This window comes from Lancefieldella rimae ATCC 49626 (genome assembly GCF_000174015.1).
Classification (GTDB): Bacteria; Actinomycetota; Coriobacteriia; order Coriobacteriales; family Atopobiaceae; genus Lancefieldella; species Lancefieldella rimae.
In genome coordinates, this window is record NZ_ACFE01000001.1 from 146003 (window position 1) to 166396 (window position 20394).

General features: G+C 49.3%; 21 protein-coding genes. 10 read left to right on the top strand and 11 right to left on the bottom strand.

Going from position 1 to position 20394, the window contains the following annotated elements; genetic code table 11:
- Positions 1-23: 23 nt before the first annotated feature.
- The 9 genes from rpsP to ATORI0001_RS00725 all read left to right on the top strand — a co-directional run bounded on the left by rpsP (position 24) and on the right by ATORI0001_RS00725 (position 7293).
- A complete protein-coding gene (gene rpsP / locus ATORI0001_RS00685; protein WP_003148770.1) occupies positions 24-392 on the top strand; it encodes a 30S ribosomal protein S16 in 369 nt (122 codons plus the stop codon).
- 57 nt (positions 393-449) lie between these two features.
- On the top strand, positions 450-695 hold the full coding sequence (locus ATORI0001_RS00690) for a KH domain-containing protein (protein ID WP_050768511.1): 246 nt from the start codon (positions 450-452) through the stop codon (positions 693-695).
- Between the two features lie 33 nt (positions 696-728).
- Positions 729-1232: a ribosome maturation factor RimM gene (locus ATORI0001_RS00695; protein WP_280513027.1), complete on the top strand. Its 504-nt coding sequence runs from the start codon at positions 729-731 to the stop codon at positions 1230-1232.
- The gene (gene trmD / locus ATORI0001_RS00700; protein ID WP_003148554.1) at positions 1232-2020 is read left to right on the top strand and encodes a tRNA (guanosine(37)-N1)-methyltransferase TrmD; all 789 of its coding nucleotides are present in this window, start codon (positions 1232-1234) and stop codon (positions 2018-2020) included. Before ATORI0001_RS00695 ends, trmD begins: the two co-directional genes overlap by 1 nt.
- The gene (gene lepB, locus ATORI0001_RS00705; RefSeq protein ID WP_003148438.1) at positions 2007-2570 is read left to right on the top strand and encodes a signal peptidase I; all 564 of its coding nucleotides are present in this window, start codon (positions 2007-2009) and stop codon (positions 2568-2570) included. Before trmD ends, lepB begins: the two co-directional genes overlap by 14 nt.
- A 26-nt stretch (positions 2571-2596) precedes the next feature.
- Positions 2597-3523 (top strand): glycine--tRNA ligase subunit alpha, encoded by a 927-nt coding sequence (locus ATORI0001_RS00710; protein WP_040324445.1) that lies wholly within the window; start codon positions 2597-2599, stop codon positions 3521-3523.
- Positions 3524-5617, top strand: coding sequence for a glycine--tRNA ligase subunit beta (gene glyS / locus ATORI0001_RS00715; protein WP_003148260.1), 2094 nt, complete (start codon positions 3524-3526; stop codon positions 5615-5617).
- A gap of 65 nt (positions 5618-5682) precedes the next feature.
- Positions 5683-6081: a kinase/pyrophosphorylase gene (locus ATORI0001_RS00720; RefSeq protein ID WP_003148326.1), complete on the top strand. Its 399-nt coding sequence runs from the start codon at positions 5683-5685 to the stop codon at positions 6079-6081.
- A 261-nt stretch (positions 6082-6342) separates the two neighbouring features.
- A complete protein-coding gene (locus ATORI0001_RS00725; protein ID WP_003148741.1) occupies positions 6343-7293 on the top strand; it encodes an NAD(P)/FAD-dependent oxidoreductase in 951 nt (316 codons plus the stop codon).
- A gap of 751 nt (positions 7294-8044) precedes the next feature.
- Here ATORI0001_RS00725 and ATORI0001_RS00730 read toward each other — a convergent pair.
- From ATORI0001_RS00730 to ATORI0001_RS00775, 10 genes are all read right to left on the bottom strand, one after another.
- Complete coding sequence (locus ATORI0001_RS00730) at positions 8045-9679, bottom strand: ClC family H(+)/Cl(-) exchange transporter (RefSeq protein ID WP_003148143.1); 1635 nt, start codon at positions 9677-9679, stop codon at positions 8045-8047.
- Between the two features lie 155 nt (positions 9680-9834).
- Positions 9835-11112 (bottom strand): coiled-coil domain-containing protein, encoded by a 1278-nt coding sequence (locus ATORI0001_RS00735; protein WP_237755885.1) that lies wholly within the window; start codon positions 11110-11112, stop codon positions 9835-9837.
- Between the two features lie 114 nt (positions 11113-11226).
- Positions 11227-11766, bottom strand: a complete 540-nt coding sequence (locus ATORI0001_RS00740) for an adenine phosphoribosyltransferase (protein ID WP_003148580.1) — start codon at positions 11764-11766, stop codon at positions 11227-11229.
- 82 nt (positions 11767-11848) lie between these two features.
- Entirely contained in the window at positions 11849-12664 is an 816-nt protein-coding gene (gene ftsR, locus ATORI0001_RS00745; protein ID WP_003148386.1) for a transcriptional regulator FtsR, read from the bottom strand.
- A gap of 9 nt (positions 12665-12673) precedes the next feature.
- Positions 12674-13084: an FHA domain-containing protein gene (locus tag ATORI0001_RS00750; RefSeq protein ID WP_003148455.1), complete on the bottom strand. Its 411-nt coding sequence runs from the start codon at positions 13082-13084 to the stop codon at positions 12674-12676.
- A 41-nt stretch (positions 13085-13125) separates the two neighbouring features.
- Positions 13126-13506 carry a Rid family detoxifying hydrolase gene (locus tag ATORI0001_RS00755; RefSeq protein ID WP_003148431.1) on the bottom strand — a complete coding sequence of 127 codons (381 nt, stop codon included), beginning with the start codon at positions 13504-13506 and terminating at the stop codon, positions 13126-13128.
- Between the two features lie 59 nt (positions 13507-13565).
- Entirely contained in the window at positions 13566-14417 is an 852-nt protein-coding gene (locus ATORI0001_RS00760) for an aminomethyltransferase family protein (RefSeq protein ID WP_003148192.1), read from the bottom strand.
- Position 14418: 1 nt separating this feature from the next.
- Positions 14419-15606 (bottom strand): D-alanyl-D-alanine carboxypeptidase family protein, encoded by a 1188-nt coding sequence (locus ATORI0001_RS00765; protein WP_244851825.1) that lies wholly within the window; start codon positions 15604-15606, stop codon positions 14419-14421.
- Between the two features lie 77 nt (positions 15607-15683).
- On the bottom strand, positions 15684-16436 hold the full coding sequence (locus ATORI0001_RS00770) for a CDP-alcohol phosphatidyltransferase family protein (protein ID WP_003148669.1): 753 nt from the start codon (positions 16434-16436) through the stop codon (positions 15684-15686).
- Between the two features lie 94 nt (positions 16437-16530).
- Positions 16531-17967, bottom strand: a complete 1437-nt coding sequence (locus ATORI0001_RS00775; RefSeq protein ID WP_003148795.1) for a M20/M25/M40 family metallo-hydrolase — start codon at positions 17965-17967, stop codon at positions 16531-16533.
- 95 nt (positions 17968-18062) lie between these two features.
- Between ATORI0001_RS00775 and ATORI0001_RS00780 the strand changes: the two genes are divergently transcribed.
- Positions 18063-18950, top strand: coding sequence for an HAD family hydrolase (locus tag ATORI0001_RS00780; protein ID WP_003148497.1), 888 nt, complete (start codon positions 18063-18065; stop codon positions 18948-18950).
- Positions 18951-18986: 36 nt separating this feature from the next.
- Here ATORI0001_RS00780 and ATORI0001_RS00785 read toward each other — a convergent pair whose 3' ends face one another.
- Complete coding sequence (locus ATORI0001_RS00785; RefSeq protein WP_003148372.1) at positions 18987-20339, bottom strand: FAD-dependent oxidoreductase; 1353 nt, start codon at positions 20337-20339, stop codon at positions 18987-18989.
- Positions 20340-20394 lie beyond the last annotated feature (55 nt).

Consider the following 20394-nt stretch of genomic DNA (forward strand, 5'->3'; position numbering starts at 1 on the left):
CCGCTTGACTGAAGGAGTTTTCATTGGCAGTTAAGATTCGTCTGGCCCGTCACGGTGCCAAAAAGCGTCCGTACTATCGTGTTGTCGTCGCCGATGGCCGTATGCCTCGCGATGGTCGCTATATTGAGGAGATTGGTCGCTACAATCCACTGACCAACCCCAAGACGATTGACATCAACCTCGAGAAGGTCGATGAGTGGATTTCAAAGGGCGCTCAGCCTTCAAACACTGTTTCTCACTTGGTAGAGATCGTTCGCAGTGGCGCTCCCGTTGTGGAAAAGAAGGCAAAACTTTCCAAGAAGGCTCAGGCCAAAGCTGCCGCCGCTGCTGAGGCTGCCGCAGAAGAAGCGGCAGAGGCTTCTGCAGATGCTCCTGAAGCAGAAGCTGAGTAAACCGTGGCAGATACTATTGAATCTGTAACGGATACCACCTCAGAATCGCTTGCAGAAATGCCTTCCGATAAGGTTGCCGACCTTGTTGAATACATAGTGTGCGGTCTTGTTGATAACGAGGATGCCATTTCTCTTGATGTAACGGATCGTGAGGATGGAGCCCTTATCGAGGTGTCATGCTCCGAGCAAGATGCCGGTCGCATTATTGGGCGCAAGGGTCGTACCATCAAGGCCATCCGCACGCTTGCGCGTGCCCTTGGTCAACGTGTTGGCACTGCGGTAGATGTTGAGGTTGTAGGCTAAGGCGTGCGCGAACAATATCGGGCTGTAGCCTATGTGGTAAAAACGCACGGTAAACAGGGGGAGGTTGTGATAACACCTATTCACAACCTTCCCTCTGTCATAGCTAGGGACATGACCGTTATACCGGTACCGCCAGCACTAACGGGTCCTCGGAGCCTTGAGGTTACCAAGGTTGTCTCCGATACACGTCACGGCAGTTTGGTATCGTTTGCCGACATAGATTCTCTCGGAGACGCAAAGAACTTGGTGGGAAAGACGCTTTTGGTACGCCAAGCGGATTTGCCTCAAGACTTTGCACTGCATGACGTGAATTCGCTTTTAGGCAGAGAAGTTATTGACGCTCACTTTGGGCTTCTCGGCACGCTCTCAGAAGTGCTCTTTACACCGGCACACGATGTGTGGGTCGTCAAAGGCACAAAGAAAGACATTCTTATTCCCGTGGTTGGTGCATACATACGTGAAGTACCTTCTGCGGGCGCTCTATACGTTGAGGTGCCGGCGGGTTTTGTAGGCGAGAAGAACGGGGAGGATGCATGATGCATTTTGACATACTGTCGGTCTTCCCTGAGGTTTTTGCCCCATACCTTGACGCGTCCATTATGGGTCGCGCCCAAAAAGCAGGTATTTTTGACTTTACGGCACATGATTTGCGCAAATGGACCCACGACCGTCATCACAGTGTAGATGATGCACCGTTTGGCGGCGGCCAAGGTATGCTGATGAAACCGGCTCCCATATTTGAGGCGGTTCGAGACATTGCTTCTCAAGCGTCCACAAAGCCATATACGGTGTTTTTCTCGCCCGCAGGCAAGCCCTATACCCAAAAGGTGGCAGAGCGCCTCTCTTCCCAAGAGCGTATTCTCTTTGTGTGTGGTCGCTATGAGGGTATGGATGAGCGCTGCTACGAGCTTGCCGATGAGAGTATCTCTTTGGGCGACTATGTACTTACGGGCGGAGAGCTTGCCGCGCTTGTGGTGATCGACTCAATTGTTCGCCTGCTTCCGGGAGCTCTCGGAGATGAAATGAGCTCGCGTGACGAGTCTTTTTCCGAAGGTCTTTTGGAGTATGCTCAATATACGCGGCCGGCGGATTTTGAGGGCAGGCTCGTTCCGGAAGTACTCCTTTCGGGAGATCACGCTGCCGTTGCCGGATGGCGCAGGAAGTCCTCGCTTGAACGTACTGCCATCATGCGAGAAGATCTTCTCGCAAATGTATCACTCAGTGCTGAGGAGCAGGCATTTATTGAAGATATACGGGCGCATAAAAAAGCGTCCGGCATTCAATCCGGCGGAAAAGGGGAGGATGAACGTAATGACACACACTGAAGATTCTTCTCACCACACGTCCAGCGCAGTGCTTGAGTATGTATGGATCATCCTTGGCGCATTGGCTCTTACGTTTGTTTTAAGAACTTTTGTTTTCAACGTGTTTACCGTTCCCACGGGTTCCATGCTGAATACCATTCAAGAAGGAGACCTTTTGGTGGGGGAGAAGGTTACTCTTCTCTGGGATCAGCCAAAGCGCGGAGATGTGGTAACGTTTCGCAGCCCTGCCGACGAAGAAACTCTTTTGGTAAAACGAGTCATTGCCACCGCAGGACAAACGGTGGATTTACGTGACGGTGCTGTATATGTTGACGGCGAGAAGCTCGACGAACCGTATACGGAAGGCAAGCCAAGCACGTCTCTCGCGTCTCAGCCCGGTGCAAAAATTACCGACTATCCCTATACTGTTCCTGACGGATGTATCTTTGTTATGGGAGATAATCGCACCAATTCTCTTGACTCTCGCTTTTTTGGACCCGTTCCTCTGAAGAACGTCACCACAAAGACACTGTTTATTTTTTGGCCCATCAACCATGCCCGAGGACTTTGATGCTCGAGCCTAAGAGAAAGATGGATATGAGCACTACACCACTTACTTTCCAAGATATGATTCTGGCTCTGGAACACTACTGGGCGGACAAGGGCTGTACCGTCATGCAGCCTTATGACTCTGAGGTCGGCGCCGGTACGTTCCATACGGCTACCATTTTGCGCTCACTCGGGCCCGATGCCTGGCGCACCTGCTATCCTCAGCCCTGTCGCCGACCTGCCGACGGCCGCTATGGCGAGAATCCCAACCGTCTGCAGCATTACTATCAGTTCCAGGTACTCATTAAGCCGTCACCGGCAGATTCACAGGACTTGTACCTTGGCTCTCTTGCTGCCATCGGACTTGATCCAAAAGACCATGACGTGCGCTTTGTTGAGGACGACTGGGAAAGCCCAACGCTCGGCGCTTGGGGTCTTGGCTGGGAAGTCTGGCTCAACGGCATGGAGGTAACTCAGTTTACCTATTTCCAGCAGGTCGGAGGCATTGAAGTTGATCCCGTTCCTGTTGAGATCACCTATGGTCTTGAGCGCATTGCCATGTATGCCCAAGGGGTTGACTCCGTTTTTGACCTTGTATGGAGTTATCTGCCCGACGGCACTCCGATGACCTATGGAGAAGTCTTTTTAGAGAACGAGCGCGAGTTCTCAACCTATAACTTTGAAGTGGCTAACGTAGAGCTTATGCGCGAGAAGTTCGATGAATACGAAGCAGAATGCCATAGCTGCCTTGAGCGCAAGCTACCGCTGCCTGCATACGACTGCGTCATGAAGTGCTCTCATGCCTTTAACCTGCTTGATTCTCGTGGCGCTCTTTCGGCGGTAGAGCGCGCGAACTATATCCTGCGCGTGCGAACGGTTGCCAAGGCTTGTTGTGAATCGTATCTCAGCGAAGTTGCCGCTACTAAAAAAGATGACAACAACCAGAATGATGCTCAGAAAAAGGAAGTGGCCTAAATGGGGGAAACCAAGGATTTTTTGCTTGAAATTGGCACCGAAGAAATGCCTTCCGCACCTCTTTTGAAGGCCGTCGCACAGTATAAGAAGCTCATTGTTTCTGGACTCGATGAGGCCGGACTTGCTCATGGTGAGGCACGTATTATCTCAACTCCACGCCGCCTGAGCGCCTATGTCAAAGACGTTGCCTTGGCAACCGAAGAGATCAACGAAGTTATGCGTGGTCCTAAGTGTGAAATAGCCTTTGACGCGGAAGGAAATCCTACGAAGGCTGCCTTGGGTTTTGCACGCAAAGCCGGCATGGACGCCTCAGAGCTTACCCGTCGCGTTGATGATGACGGCCATGAGTACGTCTTTGCACAGCGTATCATTCCCAGCGTTTCTGCCATCAAGATTTTATCCGAGCTCTCTGAGCGCATCATTCCCGCAATCGATTGGCCTCGCAGCCAAAGGTGGGGCTCCACGCATGAGCGCTTTGTCCGTCCAATCCGCTGGATCTGTGCTCTTCTCGGCACTGAAGTCGTACCGGTAACCTACGCAGACGTCATTAGCTCAAATACGACGCAGGGTCATCGCGTCCTTGGGAGTGGTACCCATGTGGTAGACGAGTCGTCACACTACGAGCAGGTACTTGAAGCGGCATACGTGCTCTCCGCAGAGCGTCGCCGCAGCGTTATTTTGGACGGTATTGCACGTATTGAAGAAGAGCGTCCTGGTTTTCATGTGGACACGCCTCAGAAGGTTCTTGATGAGGTCATCAACCTTACCGAGTGGCCGAGCGTTTTGGTAGGCACCTTTGATGAAGAGTTTCTCAAGGTTCCCCATGAAATCATTACCGAGTCCATGCTTTCAAACCAGCGCTATTTCCCCATATATGACGCAAACGGCGAACTTACCCGTGAGTTTGTCATTGTCTCCAACGGAAATCCAGCGTGTTCACAGCAAGTCATTGACGGTAACGAGCGCGTCGTGCGTGCCCGTCTGGACGACGCCAAGTTCTTCTTTGAAGAAGACCTTAAACATTCACTTGACGAATTTACCGGCGAACTTTCCGACGTTGTTTTTCAAGAAAAACTGGGAACCGTTCTTCAAAAGGTTGAACGTATCGAGAAGATCGCTGCGTTTCTCGCGCAGGCTGATTCCGAAAACGACGACACGGTTGTTGAACATGCTCACCGAGCCGCACATCTTTCCAAGGCCGACCTGGTGAGCCAGGCCGTTGTTGAGTTTACCAGCCAGCAAGGTGTCATGGGTGGCTATTACGCAAAGGCCGCCGGTGAGAGCCCTGACGTGGCGGACGCCATTCGCGAGCACTATCGTCCACGTTTTGCAGGAGATGAGCTTCCTTCCGGACCCATTGGCCGCTATGTTGCCGCAGCCGACAAACTTGACACCATCTGCGGTCTTTTTGCCATCGATGAGCCGCCAACCGGCTCTTCCGATCCGTACGCCGTGCGCCGGGCAGCCATTGGCGTCATTGCTTTGCTCCGGACAATGCCCAACGTACGCCTTAAAGATTGCATCCGCTATGCACTTGATCTCTATACGGAACAAGGCTTGCAATTTGATACGGTAAAGGTTCAAAGGGAGGTTGAAGCGTACTTCCTTGGACGTTTGGTTACCATTGCACGAGATGAGAAGATCTCCCAAGAGGCCATTGATGCCGTCGCACACATTAACGTCATAGACCCAGAGGAGTTTTTGCGCCGCACGCGTGCACTTGACGATGCCCGCATTGAAGACCCTGAAAACTTTGAGAACCTTGCGATTGCCTACAATCGTGCCTCTAAGCTCGGCGACATATCGCTTGGGACCGATGTCAATGAGTCTATTTTGACTGCTTCAGAGCAGGCGCTTCTCGATGCGTGTAAAGAAGGCGAGAAGAACGTTCAGGATGCACTTACGGATAACGACTTCAGAAGTGCAACGCGTGCGCTTGGAAAACTTCGCAAGCCGATAGACAAATTCTTTGACGATGTGCTTGTCATGGACGACGATACTACCGTTCGCGGAAATCGTTTGCGTCTTTTGAACAGATTTACGCAGGTATTTGAACACGTCGCCGATATTGGTGCACTTTCGCGTAAAAAGTAAGGTAAGCTGTAAGATGTTATGGTATAAGCAATACTATCAGTGACTTACTACTGAAAGGACTTACGATGATACCTCTCGATCTTGACAATGATATCTTTGATACCGGCGTACCTATTTTGTATGTAATGTCTGACGCTCGTGGCGATACGGGCATTGCGGTTGTCCGCGCAGCTGCGGCTCAGTTTGATGGCCTTGAGATTGAGGTTATTCGCGTTCCTAACGTGAAGAATGTCGATCAGCTGCGTGAGTACTTTGATGGCAGAAACGACGGTAAGCGGCCACGTGCGGTCTTCCACACCTTTGCCGATGCGGCGCTTCGCCGTGAAATTCGCCGTGAGCTTGATGCCCGTAAGATTCCTTCCATTGACCTGTTGGGACCTTCCGTTACCATTTTGTCAACACTTACAGGCGAGGAGCCAAGCAGAGCCATTGGCGCAACTTTTAACGGACCTATTGAGAAATAAGAACCGAACCTGCACGCATAGGGCATCCGCACCTACACGTATAGAGCATCTGTACCTACCATATAGGACATCTTTGGAGAGCCGAGGCGCAAAAGCCTCGGCTTTTTCATGTGCTCTATAGCTGGTGTATACCTACAACAAAAATTTACCTACAACAAATAAATTGTACACAATCTATTAATACTTGGTGGTTTTGGTTGTTGAAGGAAGGGGAGTTGGGTATATGTGCATTGTGTAAATGATACGAGATTGGAGCCAATTATGGCGAATGTAATACGCAAGGATCTTGTTATTGTTGGCGGTGGTCCCGCAGGTCTTTCTGCCGGAATTTATGCGACGCGCGCGCTTCTCGATACGGTCATTCTTGAAAAAGAGGCCGTAGGAGGCCAGACCATCTTAACAACCGAGATCGACAACTATCCGGGCATGCCGCATACCGACGGCTTTACCATTGCCGATACCATGCAAAAGCAAGCCGAAGATCTTGGCGCCAAGGTGGTAATGGGCAACGTGGTGGCTCTCAAGCATGATGGCACTACGGGTCTGTTTGAAGTTGTCACTCCGGAGGTAACCTACGAGGCTCGCTCGGTTATCGTTTCCGGAGGCGCAACACCTCGCCACGCCGGTTTTGAAGGAGAAGAGCAATTCACGGGGCACGGTGTTTCGTACTGTGCTACCTGTGATGGAATGTTTTATCGAGGAAAACACGTCTTTGTTATTGGTGGCGGTAATACAGCGGTTGAAGAATCGCTGTTCTTGGCCCGATTTGCCGATAAGGTAACGCTTATTGTCCGTAAGGATCATCTCCGCGCCGCAAAATATGCCATTGAGCAATTTGAAGCGCATCCAAAAACAGAGATACGGTATCTGACGAGCATTACAAAGGTCGATGGCAATGACCTTTTGAACTCCGTGACGTTCCGGAACAATGAGACAGGCGAAGAACATACGGAGACTTATGAGGAAGGATCGTTTGGCATTTTTGTTCTCGTAGGACGCGTGCCGTCAACCGAGCTTCTCGATGGACTTGCGGATATAACTCCACAAGGCTATGTTGTAGCCAATCCAACTATGGCAACCAAGACACCTGGTCTTTTTACCGCAGGAGATTTAAACGAGAAGCCCTTGCGTCAGGTTATTACTGCAGCGGCTGACGGGGCAGTGGCAGCAGCCTCTGCGGCTTTGTATCTCGGACAGGCTGTTGACGGTTAGTGTTGATCCTCAAGTTTAGTACGTAAGATATCTGCAAATACCATATCTACCTGCGGATATATTATATATCCGCAGGTAGATTGCTTATTTTAGTGAGACAGGGGAGCCAAAGTTCCAAACAGCATGGATAAGGCAGTTTTTTGAACCTGTGATGTAGTTTTATGTGACGAAAAGAACGGTTTTCTCGTCAAATATGCATCACAGCCTAGGGTTTTGAAGCAAAAAAGTACATCACAGCTTTCTTCAGAATCCAGCTTTCAGAATCGCCTCACAAATTGTCGCCTTACAAATTGAAATCGGTTATACCGCTTGAATGAAAGTCTTTCCAATACCGTCATGGTATTACTGTCTGTACTAGAATAAAAACATGAATTACATTATAGCTCCGATACAGGTAATTCATGGTGTTCAGAATTTACGAGGTATAATTACTCCAGTGGGTATGTTCTGATTGCTTAAAACGGCTCTCAGAGCCTTGTTTTTGAGATGTTTCTAAGGGGTTCATATATTGCCAATCTCGCATTTTGCTTATTGCTCGTTCTTCTCGCTATAAAAGTCTGATAATCGATATTATGTAAAGTAGATATGAAGTCAATTTGGAATGACAAGATAATTCCCACAAGATAAGTCACAAGAGTCGAGAATCACCTCACCCTCGCCCTGTTACGGCTACCGGTAAGAAATTCTTATCGAACGTTTCGGCGGCTTCTTATTGCTTGTTCTTTTTCTCTAACGTTCAAGGCTTCATTACTTACGGTCGCGAACTCGGATGATGATGCAACAGATCAGACGCTGCCTGGGTCATGAGATCAAGTTTCAGACAGACGTCGTCTTCATAGGCCTCATCGAGAATGATCAAAATTGAGTCAAAGGCTTGAAGCCGTGTATTGCCGGTAGGAATAAGTTCTTTACCGGCACGCTCAATGGTGACAATGCGGATTTTATCCGGCCATGGCACATCCTTAACGCACATACCTTCAATGCGGCTACCCGCCCCAAGCGTATATTCTTGAAGGATCTTCTCGCCGCCTATTGGTCGGTTTGTGTCCGATGGCGCATCAGAATGTATGGGCAGCGCATTTAAAAGTTGCGCAAGCAAATGGTCGTAAAATGGGTCCACTCGTAATACATTTGCAACGGTATATGAAATGACCGAAACGGCTGTCATGGCGGCGAGCGCTTCCAGCGAGCCCGTAAGTTCAAACACAAGCACGACGGCCGTTACAGGAGCCCGAATAACGCTTGCAAAGACCCCCGCCACACCCATCGCAACGAAATTTGGAACGTATGCCATGGGAATGCCAAAAAGATGAGACACGCAAAGCCCCATAAATGTTCCCAAAAGGGTCCCCATAACTACCAAGGGAAAAAGTGTTCCTCCCGGGGTTCCCGCACTGAAACAGACGGTTGTGAAGGCATACTTCCCCACTAAAAGCGCGAGAACGCTCAATTCCGTGAGAGTTGCAGGTTCTTTGATCTTTTCGATAAGAGCATCCCCACCGCAAAGCAAATCGGGTGTGCTCAATGCAACAAAGCCTGCAATTATGAACGGAATTATGAGACGGACGTACGGCACACATACGTTAATCTTGCCGTATGCTTTCTGCAAAGAAAACATACCCTTATTGTGAAGTGCCCCTAAAACGCCGCATATGATACCAACAAAGAGGACGAAAACATAATCAATATGCGGCAGAGGCTGTACGTAATCGAGTCGTATAACCGGCTTCATGCCAAATACGTTAGAAACCAAAAAATCAGCCACAACCGATGAAGTCATAGCAGAGATGATAAGCGGCGCATGAAATTCTTTTTGAATCTCTTCAACGGCAAACAAAGTCCCGGTAAGCGGTGCATGAAACGCCGCTGACATGCCAGCAGCTGCACCACACGTTACGAGTAAATGTTCCTCTCCCCTTTTAAGGTGCAAAAGTTTTGAGATCGCTTTACCGGACATGCCTCCTAACTGCACGGATGGACCTTCTCGACCCATTGAAAGACCGCCGAAGGCGACAAGAACACCCTCGATAAACTTTGCAGGCAAAACTCGATACCACGGAGCATTCAGATGTCCTATGACCTCGGCATTCGTTTGCGGTATACCGGATCCCGAGGTAAGCGGCTCCCATTTGACAAGGCGACCAACGCAAATGCTCAGGATAACGAGAAGCAAAAACCAGAGGGCAACAAAAAGGAGATTTCCTGAAATAAGTCCTGTTATACCGCGCATTTCCTTTTCTGCATACGAAAGAGACAGTCGATAGAGCGTTACGACTCCCCCGCCGAGAAGACCCACGAGCGCACCTTCACCTACAAGAGCAACTTGAAATCGCCGTGAGAAATGTCGCTCAACTGCGGAAGTGTCTTGCCGTGTATCAGAGGTCATGCCTGGTATCTCCTCGTATCTTATATAGAAAAGCACGTAAACCGTAGTTAGATTGTACGCTTTACGTGCTGTTAATTCAAAATATGCGAGAAGAACTCTGGTTGCAACGCAAATAGACGTCTCAAAAACAAACTCAAGACTTCTGTTTTCCGATACTACCCGCTAAAAGGTCCACCGCCATAGAAGGCCCAGACAGACCCAATACAGACACCAAGAGCCTCATTTGCGGCGTGTATCATCTGTCCGTTGCCGATATAGATGCCTATGTGATTGTATCCGGAGCGCGTAAAGACGCAATCGCCATAAGAAAGCTCATCCATTGAATCTTTCCAGTTTCCTGCGGCTTTAATATTGCGTCCAATGGTACCTGCGGAGCCGGCTCGATATCCCAAGAAGCAGTAGTACACGAGACCGCCGCAGTCAAAGCCGCCGTCGCTCGGACTTGCTCCTCCCCACACATACGGCCAACCTAAACAAGAATAGGCAGATCCAACGCCACCACACGGATATGGGCTTCCACTACCGGAACCGCCGGAGCCGCTGTTGGAGTTGCTTGAATTTGTGTTACTGGGGGTATTGTTATTGGTATTGTTGTTGGAATCGTTGTTGCTCGGCGTTTGATTATTGTTGTTGGTATTGTCGTCTTCTTCTTGGCTGTTTTGGTTCCCATTCCCATTATCAGGAGCGGAAGGCGTTTCATTGGTGGCATAGTTGATGGCCGTAGAGATATTGCTGTTTTTGTTATTTTCTGCGGCGGCCTGCTCTTCAAGCTGCTTTTTTACCTCAGCATCAAGAGAGTCGTAATAGGATTTTGCCTCAGCAATTTGCGCCTTTACGTCGTCGGCCTGAGATTTCATAGCGGCAACCTGCTCTTGCAGCTGGGTTTGCTGAGCCTCAAGCTCATTTCTTTGCTGCGTGAGCTGATCTCCCAGCGTCCGTACCTGATTGATTGAGTCGGACTGCTTTTTGTTGGTGCGATCCATATAATACACACGGCTGATAAAGTCATCAGGACTTGAAGCGCCCAAAATAAAGTCAAGTGCCTCTTGAGGTCCTGTCTTATAGGAACTTCTCATGGCAGCGGCGAGAATACCCCGCTGAATCTTCAACTTATCTTCTGTTTCAGAAATCTGCTCTTGTACGTCAACAATCTTGTTGTTGGTGTCATCCAGGGCGTAGGTTTTCTCATTAAGATCTTCTTCAGCCTGAGCAAGCTCAGCGCCCAAAGAATCTAACTTAGCAGAAGCCGCTTCCAAATCGGATTGAGGGTCTGCATATACAACATGAGAAGTTAGCCCTGCAAAGATGGCAGAAGCAGACAGTGTAAGCATGGCACGACGTGTGATGTTGCGGTTAAAATTCATATATGTCCTTTCAGCACTCGCAACAACTATGGTAACGCTTTTACCCAAATAGGTCGACTGTCTATACATAAAACTGCTCGTAGATGACGCGATAAAAAAAGGTGAATCTCAGAAATTCTGGGATTCACCTGTGCGTTTATCGAGTTCTAATAAGTTTGTGAAAATGTGTTTGAGAAAAGAAACCTACTGTTTTACCTTGATAAGCGTATATACCTCAGTGTTGGGGAAATACTTTGAAATGGTTGTGCGAGGATCGAGATAGCACAGTTCAAGTGCAAACGTAAAGCCTTCCACCCTTGCTCCTGCCTGTTCTGCAAGACGAGCAGAAGCTACGCAGGTTCCGCCCGTAGCCACAAGATCATCAGCAATAAGAACAACGTCATCTTTGTTGAGAGCGTCTTTGTGAATCTGCAGCTCATCGGTACCATACTCAAGATCGTAGGACTGAGTAAACACCTCGCGAGGAAGTTTTCCGGGTTTACGAGCAGGAATGAAGCCGGCGCCAAGTGCATATGCTACGGGAGCACCAATCAAAAAACCACGTGCTTCTGCACCAATGACCTTGGTAATTCCGCAGTTTGCAAAATGTCCCGCAATGTCATCAACAAGGGCTTTAAAACACGTTGGATCTTTAAACAAAGGTGTAACGTCCTTGAAGATGATTCCTGGCTCCGGATAATCCGGAATGCTGATAACGTGGCTTTCATAGTCATAATTAGGCAATTTTGTCCCCTTCAGACGTGTGGAACCCAATGGGCACCAAAAAACAATACCGACGTAGTGCTCTGTATAACCTAAGTAGAGTTTAAGTAGAGTTGATTTCCATATCTTTAAAAGAATCACTCACAAGACGCGTAATAAGTTCGTTTCTCATGGCATTGGTAAGTCCGAGCATGCGTGTCAAAGCTTGCGTAAATTTACGACGTGTCTCTGAGTTTGCCTCTACTTCAACTCCTCCACCCTTTTTTGCATACACGACCAGTGATTTTGCAAACATGCTTGATTCGCGGTTTGCGGCCATGACATACTGACGCAAGTTTTTGGGCTCAAATCCAAAATGGCGCAGCTCGTGAGCCAGACGAATAAGCGTAAGATCATGACCGTCAACAAGATCTCTGCCATGAGGCGAACGCTTAAGCGTGATTACACCAACCTCGGAGAGCTGACGAACAAAACCTACGGAAGCGCCCACAAGATCCGGCATACGGTCGATTGAGTGGAACTTCTCGACAATTCTTTGATCGTCAATAGGTACGACAATGGCGTCAGCGTTACCGGCACCAATAATGGGAGCACTTGCTTGTCGGTGAGTTTCCGCTTGGACACTTGTGTGATTGTCGTTGCGAGGAATACTACCGATCGCATTCTTACCTTGGTCTTGCCGCTCAAGTTCTTCTCGGATGACCGAAAGAGGCATAAAGCGACTCTTTTGGAGATACAGAATGGTTTCCAAACGCTGAACGTCACGTTGAGAGTATTGTCGATACCCGCCTGAGGAACGTGAAGGCTCAAGGAGACCTTCATCTTCAAGGTAACGTACCTTTGAGATTGTAAGGTCGGGATAGTTCTCTTTCAGCTTATCGACAACCTTACCGATGGTAAGAAAGCTTGTATCAGCCATACGAGCTTCTTATGCACGAGGTTTGCTGGTATGAAATACCATACGGAAGGTGCCAATTTGGATGGTTGATCCATCCTGAAGGGTTGCCTTATTGATAATGGCACCGTCAACCCATGTTCCATTCAACGAATTAAGGTCCTCAATAGTGGCATACCCAAGGCCAAGATTGGAAAGATCGATCTGTGCATGATGGCGAGAAACCGTCATGTCGTTCAAAAAAACACTGTTCTTGGGATCTCGTCCCAACGAAATATGTGTGGAATCAAGCTCAAACGTCTCACCCGTCTGAGGTCCTTTAACAATCGTGAGCACGGGATGAGAGGGGTGGTCTTTACTCATCAAATCAGGAACCGTAGCATCTGCCGAAGGCATATGGAAAATCTCTGTTTTACCGGGTTGCTGGTTATATGTTGGGGCCATAAATACCTCTCCTTTATAGTTTTACCGTCTCTATAATACCGCTAACGGCACGCAATACAGTCCATTTCAACTAAGGCGTCCAAAGGAAGTCGCGAAACCTCTACAACATTTCTTGCCGGCGCAGGAGTAGTAAAACGTTGTGCATATACTTCGTTTACCGCATCCAAGTCATTGAGATTGGCAAGATAAAGCGTTGTTTGGGCAACGTCGGAAAGAGTGCAGCCTGCTTCCGCCAAGATGCTTTGAATGAGATCAATCACTCGTTCGGTTTGTTCCGTTATGCCTCCCGTTACCAACTCCTTATTGTTTTGAGCGGAAATCGGAAGTTGACCTGAGGCAAATACCAACCGTCCTGCGGTGGTCCCTTGAGAATAAGGTCCAATGGCTGACGGAACGCCTTGGGCATTGATTGAATATTTCATATTCTCCCCCTCAGGTTGAGGCTTAGAGATTAATAGCGCACGGATACAAGCCGTATATATTACTGTAACGCTTGTCCGCCTATAAAATCGCGAGACGAACGAACAAAACCGTGAACGTTATGTATATCTTGAGAGATTGATGCTTCATCGACATTGTGAGACGCGCTCAACCACGACAGCTCATGTGAAAGAATCCGCATAAGGTCCGCTTCTCCGATTGGCACTACCATGGGAAATGAAAGAAGGCTCCTCCAGAATATTTGAACCTGCTGCGGATTAACCAAAACGATATACGCATCAAGGTCTTTGAGAGGTACGTGACCAATAAGCGCCGCAATCCTCGCATCGAGTAAGCAAAACGACAGTTTTCCTATCGGAGGGAGGGCTGACTGCGCGTCCTTGAGATAATCACTGAGTACTTCATGCGCACGCGGCCCTGCCAAAAAAAGCGGAACCAGAAGTTGATCGGCATCTTCAAGCGAAACCGTCTCAGACGAAGCACCTTCCCGTTTCTTTTCGAATAGGTATTTCGCAATACATGATGAAAGAAGTCCGCCGTGATTTGATACATCAAGATAGAAATACTCATTGTCTCCGGAGCGAGCGACAAGGGCAACCGACACCACAGCACCGTCATCAGTAAAAACAGGCTGAAATGAAAGATCCCCTATGTCAAGAATGGGTCCTGCAAATATATCGGAAACAAGAGACGGAGCCAAGGATCCGCTGATAAGTTGATACGTATGACCCGATACGTCAAAAAGACAACACTCAGCCTCTGAGGTCTTATCGCCTTCCGCAGATGCAGGTGTGCCATACGAGATGGGAATCTCGTATCCCGTTTGTGGATTTATGTCAAAAACAGCTCCGAGAAGTTCATGTTCTGCGTGCAGGATTGTATGCTTGGCCATGTTATTCCACCGTAAAAAGATATGGCGCAACGGAGGCAATATCAAAGATGTTATACAAGGGAACCGTCTGCGGAATCGTACGCGCCTGATAGAAAACAGTTCCGGCATCTCTTTTGCCCTGCGACCAGGTAATGGTTCCAATCATTTGATTATTTGCTGCCGGCAAACCTGAACTCAGCGTGGTAATGGTGTAGCTCATGTCTCCTGCACCAGGCCAAGCAAGCACCGAGCGCGAAGCGTATGGCCGCACGACGGAGGTCATCATAAAGTTATCAATATAGGGTCTCGTTTCAACAATATTCGAGACATTACATGCGGGTATCCGAGTGAAGTGAGCGTATCCCCAGTCATACATAATCCTAGTATCCGCAAAACGTCCGGAGTCGGTGGCACATCCAAGAACGCAGCTATACAGCGTAACGCCATTACGCCGTGCCGCGCCCAAAAAGGCCGTTCCGCTGTCTTCGGATCCCGTCTTGAGGCCAAGCATACCCGGATAGGTGCTCAAGAGCTTATCGGTAGAAGGCCATGTAACTTCTTCTCCCTGTACCGTAGCGGTCACAGATGTCATGGAAACGGTACTTGCAAGAAACGGGTAGTGCTCACGCGCATAACGAGCCATAAGTGCCAAATCACGGGCGGTAGAGTAGTGATCATCCGCATCAAGACCATGAGGATTTGAGAAGTGTGTGTTGGTCATGCCAATTTCAGCGGCTTTTTTATTCATGAGGTCTGCAAATGCCTCCTGAGAGCCTGCGACATTGATGGCAATGTTATATGCCACGTCATTGGCTGAATGTACCAACAGCACCTGAAGGAGCTCTCTGAGCGTTGGGTGTTCGCTCGTTGAATAATTTGCGAGTACGGAACCTTCCTCCAGATCAACCGACACGATATTGCATGGCTTATCAAGATCTATCCCCGAATCCAGAGCAACCATGGCAGTCATAACTTTGGTAATGGAAGCCATGCCCATCTTGCGATCAGGATCTTTACTCCAAAGAACGTTTCCTTGATCGTCTTCGAGAATGGCGGATTGTGCCTCTGTAATCTCAGGTTCTGCGGCAGTATCGTCTGCTGCATAGGCATACTGTGAGATGCCAAGGGCGAGAGGAGCCAACGACATAACGGCGACAAGCAGAAACACCCAAACTACCCTTACAACCCACCTGCCGTGAAACTGGTACATACGTTTATCATACGGATGAGAAGTTCCTCTAAGCGTGCATTTGTGTGGGGCAGTCGCAAAATTTTGCACCGTAAACCTCATTCATCTTCCTCGGCTGCACGGATGATGCGGGCAGCCTGAACGGTATAAACAACGGCAGTTGCAGCGGAAAAAAGGATACCTACGTACACAAAGAGAATACCAAAACCACCCGGTTGGCTATTGAGAACCGGAAGCCATGAAACACGTACAAGACCCAAACCGTCCACCACGGGCATACCCAGCAGTAAAAATGAGAACCCCGTCATAAGACAGGCAGTTGCAATTTTTCCGATATAGACCACGTCGATCGGCCGGCGGCGAAAATGACGAGTAATCAATGCGCCACAGGTCAGATAGGCATCGCGTCCAATGACAAAAAGAGGAATCCAAAGCGGTAGTTCCCCTGTAACAAGGAGGCCAAGTACGCCCGTAAACAACAGGACTCGATCCATGATGGGATCCATAACTTTGCCCACCCAGCTGACGGTTTGGGTACGTCGCGCTACCTGTCCGTCAAGAAAATCCGTAACGGCAGCAACAACATAGCAGGTAAGTGCAACCCACCGATTTCCGTGGGTGCAAAAGATATAGAGAAAGACAAACGTAAGAATGAGGCGGCAAAATGTAATGACATTGGCCACGGTGAATACTTGGTTAGAAGGATTATCAGGTGTTCCAATGGGAGCGGTAACCGTACCGGCACCCTGAGCACGTGCAGCCGTTGCATCGGTGATGTCTTTTACCTGTGTGGTTGCTTTGCTCACCTGTGTAGTGACCTGTGACTTTATGCGATTCGTTCTATCTGACACGTTCTTTTACTCCCCGACTTCCATACTGGGACGTTTCGTTTGTATATATGCACCGTCTAGTGTATCGCTTGTATCGCTTTTTTGGCGAGAAGACCTATCCGGCCATACGTTTTATAAAATCGATAAGCACTCTGATTCCTTGCATGTATACACGCTTGGCAATGCGCTCATTAATGCCATGAACGCCAGTAGCCTCGTCTTCCGGGGTGGGGCGAAACGGGCTGATACGCAGAATGGAATCACATATGGATTCATAGCGGATGGAGTCGGTTCCCCCGCACACAAAGGATGGGACAAACTCCACCTTTGGATAATAATGCTCAAGCACTTCTTTCAGCTCTTGATACCCGGCTTTGTCCGTCTTGTCCATCCGTCCCGCCGGTGTCGTGTGCAAAGCCTCAACCTCAACGTCAAGTTCACCGAGAGCCTTATGAATATGGTCAAGTACATCATCTGCGGTTGTACCGGGAAGCATCCGGAAATTAATCGTAGCCTGCACGTCACCGGGCATGACATTTGCAGCGCTGCTCCCGCCTTCGAGCATGTTGACGGCCATGGTCGTATTCACAAACGGATACAGTTCACGAACGGTGCTTGCGGCCTCTGCGAGCTTCTCGCCTGAGGCAGGAAGATCTTTTACAAGAGTTGTAAACGGCTCTTCGGTGATATGAGGGGCAAGTGTCCGGAAAGTCTCGCACACAATGGCGTTGAGCTGCGGTGGAAACGGATGCTCGGCAAGGCGCGACAAGGCAGTGCACATATGCTCCAGTGAGGTGCCCCCGAAGGGGTTTGATGAATGACCTCCGCATCCGCGTACCGTTAAACGTACGTTTAAAAAGCCTTTTTGCGAGATGCAGATGTCTGAAAGAATGGTCCCCGGTGCCCCGTATGCAGAACCGTCAAAAAACGTGGTTGTACCTTCATCCAAGAGACATTCCGCACGAATCCCCCGCTTTTCCATACAGGCTGCTATCCGTGTTGCCCCACGCGAATCAACCTCTTCGTCTTCACCAAAGGCCAAATAAATGCTACGGCGTGGCGAGAAGCCCCTCGCAAGCAAAAACTCGACAGCCTCAAGCTCCCCCATCAGCATGTCTTTGATATCAAGTGCACCGCGACCCCAGATAAACTCATCGTCGACAACACCATCAAAGGCTCCGTGAATCCATCTGTCCTTTGTGCCTGCCACCACGGGTACGACATCTTGGTGCGCAATGAGCATCACACCGGAAAGGTTAGGCTCAGAGCCCGGGATGGTTATCAAAACCGAGTGTCCGATACGCTCAAGACCCTGTGAAGACGCCGCAAGAACATGGGGAAATTCGGTTTCCATCAATTTTTGCAGTCGATCAAACTGTGAAAAGTCGGTGTTCTTCTCGCCGGCATAGACCGTCTTACATCGGATGGCTTGTGCGAGACGATCCGCAATCTTTTCTGTGTCAAGCTGTGGATACTCGTCTTCATGGGCAAAGTGATCGTATATGTTTATGTGAGACGTCTGCTTTTGCAAAGCAGCAGTTGTTAATGTCATAAAACCTCCCTTGATGTATGTATGGTATCGGTTTTGTGAATCTTTATGCGCTACAATCACTCTTGTTATTGCAATTGAAACACCTGAGGGATTCTATGATTAAACTTGTGCTTTCCGATATGGATGAGACGCTCAAACGGGCAAATGAACCGCTGGTACCTAAGCGTACACTGAAAGCAATTACTGCTCTGAAAGAGGCTGGCATTGATTTTGGTCCGGCTACCGGACGCTCTGCCTATGACGCACTCCCCTTCTATGGTTTTGATGCACGCTATCTGCAAACGGCTATCTGTGGCTCGGGTAAAGTGGTTTACGGTAAGAGCACACTTGTTGCCAAGCGAGTGCTCCCCGCAAAGACACTTGAGCGAATTCTTCAGGTCATCGCAAAGCACAAGGACACCTACCTGGCATATTTTGATGAAGGACCAGCGGAGCCTCCACTTGATGTATCCATTAGGCCTGCATGGATGATTTTTGGAGTTACTCAGACGCAGGTTGATTATATCAACGCACACTACGATTCTTTTACGGCAGCTCAAGGCCCCAACACGGTACCTCACGACAAGGATTTTATTTCGGTCGGTATATTGGCGCCTCAGGATCGGTTGGCCCGTGAAGCCATGTTTGACGACGTATTAACACAAATTCCAGAGATTGATCTGGTGAGCCCTTATACCGGCTGGTATGACGTCAATCCTAAAGGTTTCAGCAAAGCGGACGGTTTTAAGATTCTTCTTGAATATCTGAATTTAGCCCCCGATGAAGTGGTATTTTGCGGCGATTCTGGCAACGATTTGACGCTTCTTAAACTTTCACCTCACTCGTTTTGTGTTGGCAACGGATCCGATGAGGCAAAGGCGGCGGCGACCTACACTTTGAATGGCACGGTTGACGAAGAAATTGTTGCACAGCTCATGGAAGCGCTTGTGGCCGACGGAGGAGACATCAGCGGCTCGCATGTACAGGCACTTATCGAGCGTTGATGTCTCCTCACCTTTAATTTGAGGGTTGTAACCTTGTTATGCTTTTTCGGAAGCCTTGGCAACGGCCGCCATGGCGGCAGATCCAATGTAGTTCACAGGGTTGGTAAAGTTTGGCTGGAACAAAAGGTCCACACCGGCAAGAGCGTCAATGGTCATGTGATTGGCAATGGCCACGGAAACTACATTTGCCGCCTGAGCCACGTCATCATGTGTCGAGAAGAACTGCGCGCCCTTAACTTCTCGCGTAGACGGTTCCCAAACCAGCGTCACCGTCACGGGTTCGCTGGTGAGCATAAACTCTGGACGGTAATTCTCGGTGATGGTAACAGAGTCATACTCATAGCCGCGTGCCTTGCCGCTTTCTACCGTGAGACCCGTGGCGGACATCGAATACTCATACAGCTGGACGGCATTTGTCGCCTGTGTACCGGCATAGGGCAAAGTTGGCTCAACCATGTTGGGACCCACGTGCAAACCCTGACGCACTGCGTTTGTTGCCAGCGGGATGTAGTCATCTTTGCCGGTAACGTTGAAAAGAATGGAAGCGGAATCTCCCGCGGCAAAGACGCCGGGAGCGGAAGTGCGCAGATACTCGTCAACCTTGATGGCGCCGTTTTGTGCCATGTCAAGCTGGCCGACAAAAAGATCGGTACGCGGCAGAAAACCAATACCCAAGATGGCATAGTCGGCGATATAGGATCCCTTATCGGTTATCACGCTCACCGCATCACCGGTATCTTTAAAGGAGATGACCTTCTCGCCAAGGGCGAGCGTGACGCCGTGTCTACGATAAGCGTTTTCAACTTGATCGGTAATTTCGGCGTCAAAATTCTTGGCCAACACACGCGGCATCATGTCGATAAGAGTTACCTGCTTGTTGCGCTCGGAAAGTTGCTCGGCAAGTTCTGCGCCGATGTAGCCCGCCCCAATGATAACTGCGGAAGCGGCGTTGCCTATAGCGTCATGAATACGCTTGCCGTCAGCCCAGTTCTTGCACTGAAGGACACGTGGACCGTCGATACCGGGCAGCGGTGGCACAATGGGCTTGGAGCCGGTAGTTACCACAAGGTAATCAAAGTCATCTTCATGCGACTCCCCCGTTGTGAGATCGGTCCATGCCACATGTTTTGTCCGTACGTCGGCAGACGTTACATCGGACGTCATGTGAACATGCGCGCCTGCCTGCTCAAGAGCCGCGGGCGAACTGTAGAACATCTTGTTGGGGTCACTGACGTGATCTCCTACCCACAACGCAATGCCACATGACAGAAACGACACGGTGTCGTTGCGCTCAAAAACGTGGACTTCCCAATCAGGATGCGCAGCCAAGATTGATGTGGTGGCAAAAACGCCCGCATGCGTGCATCCGATTACTGCAACTTTAGCCATAACCTCTCCTCTTTAATTGGTTCCGTAAATGCTACTAAGTTAGTAGCTATTTTGC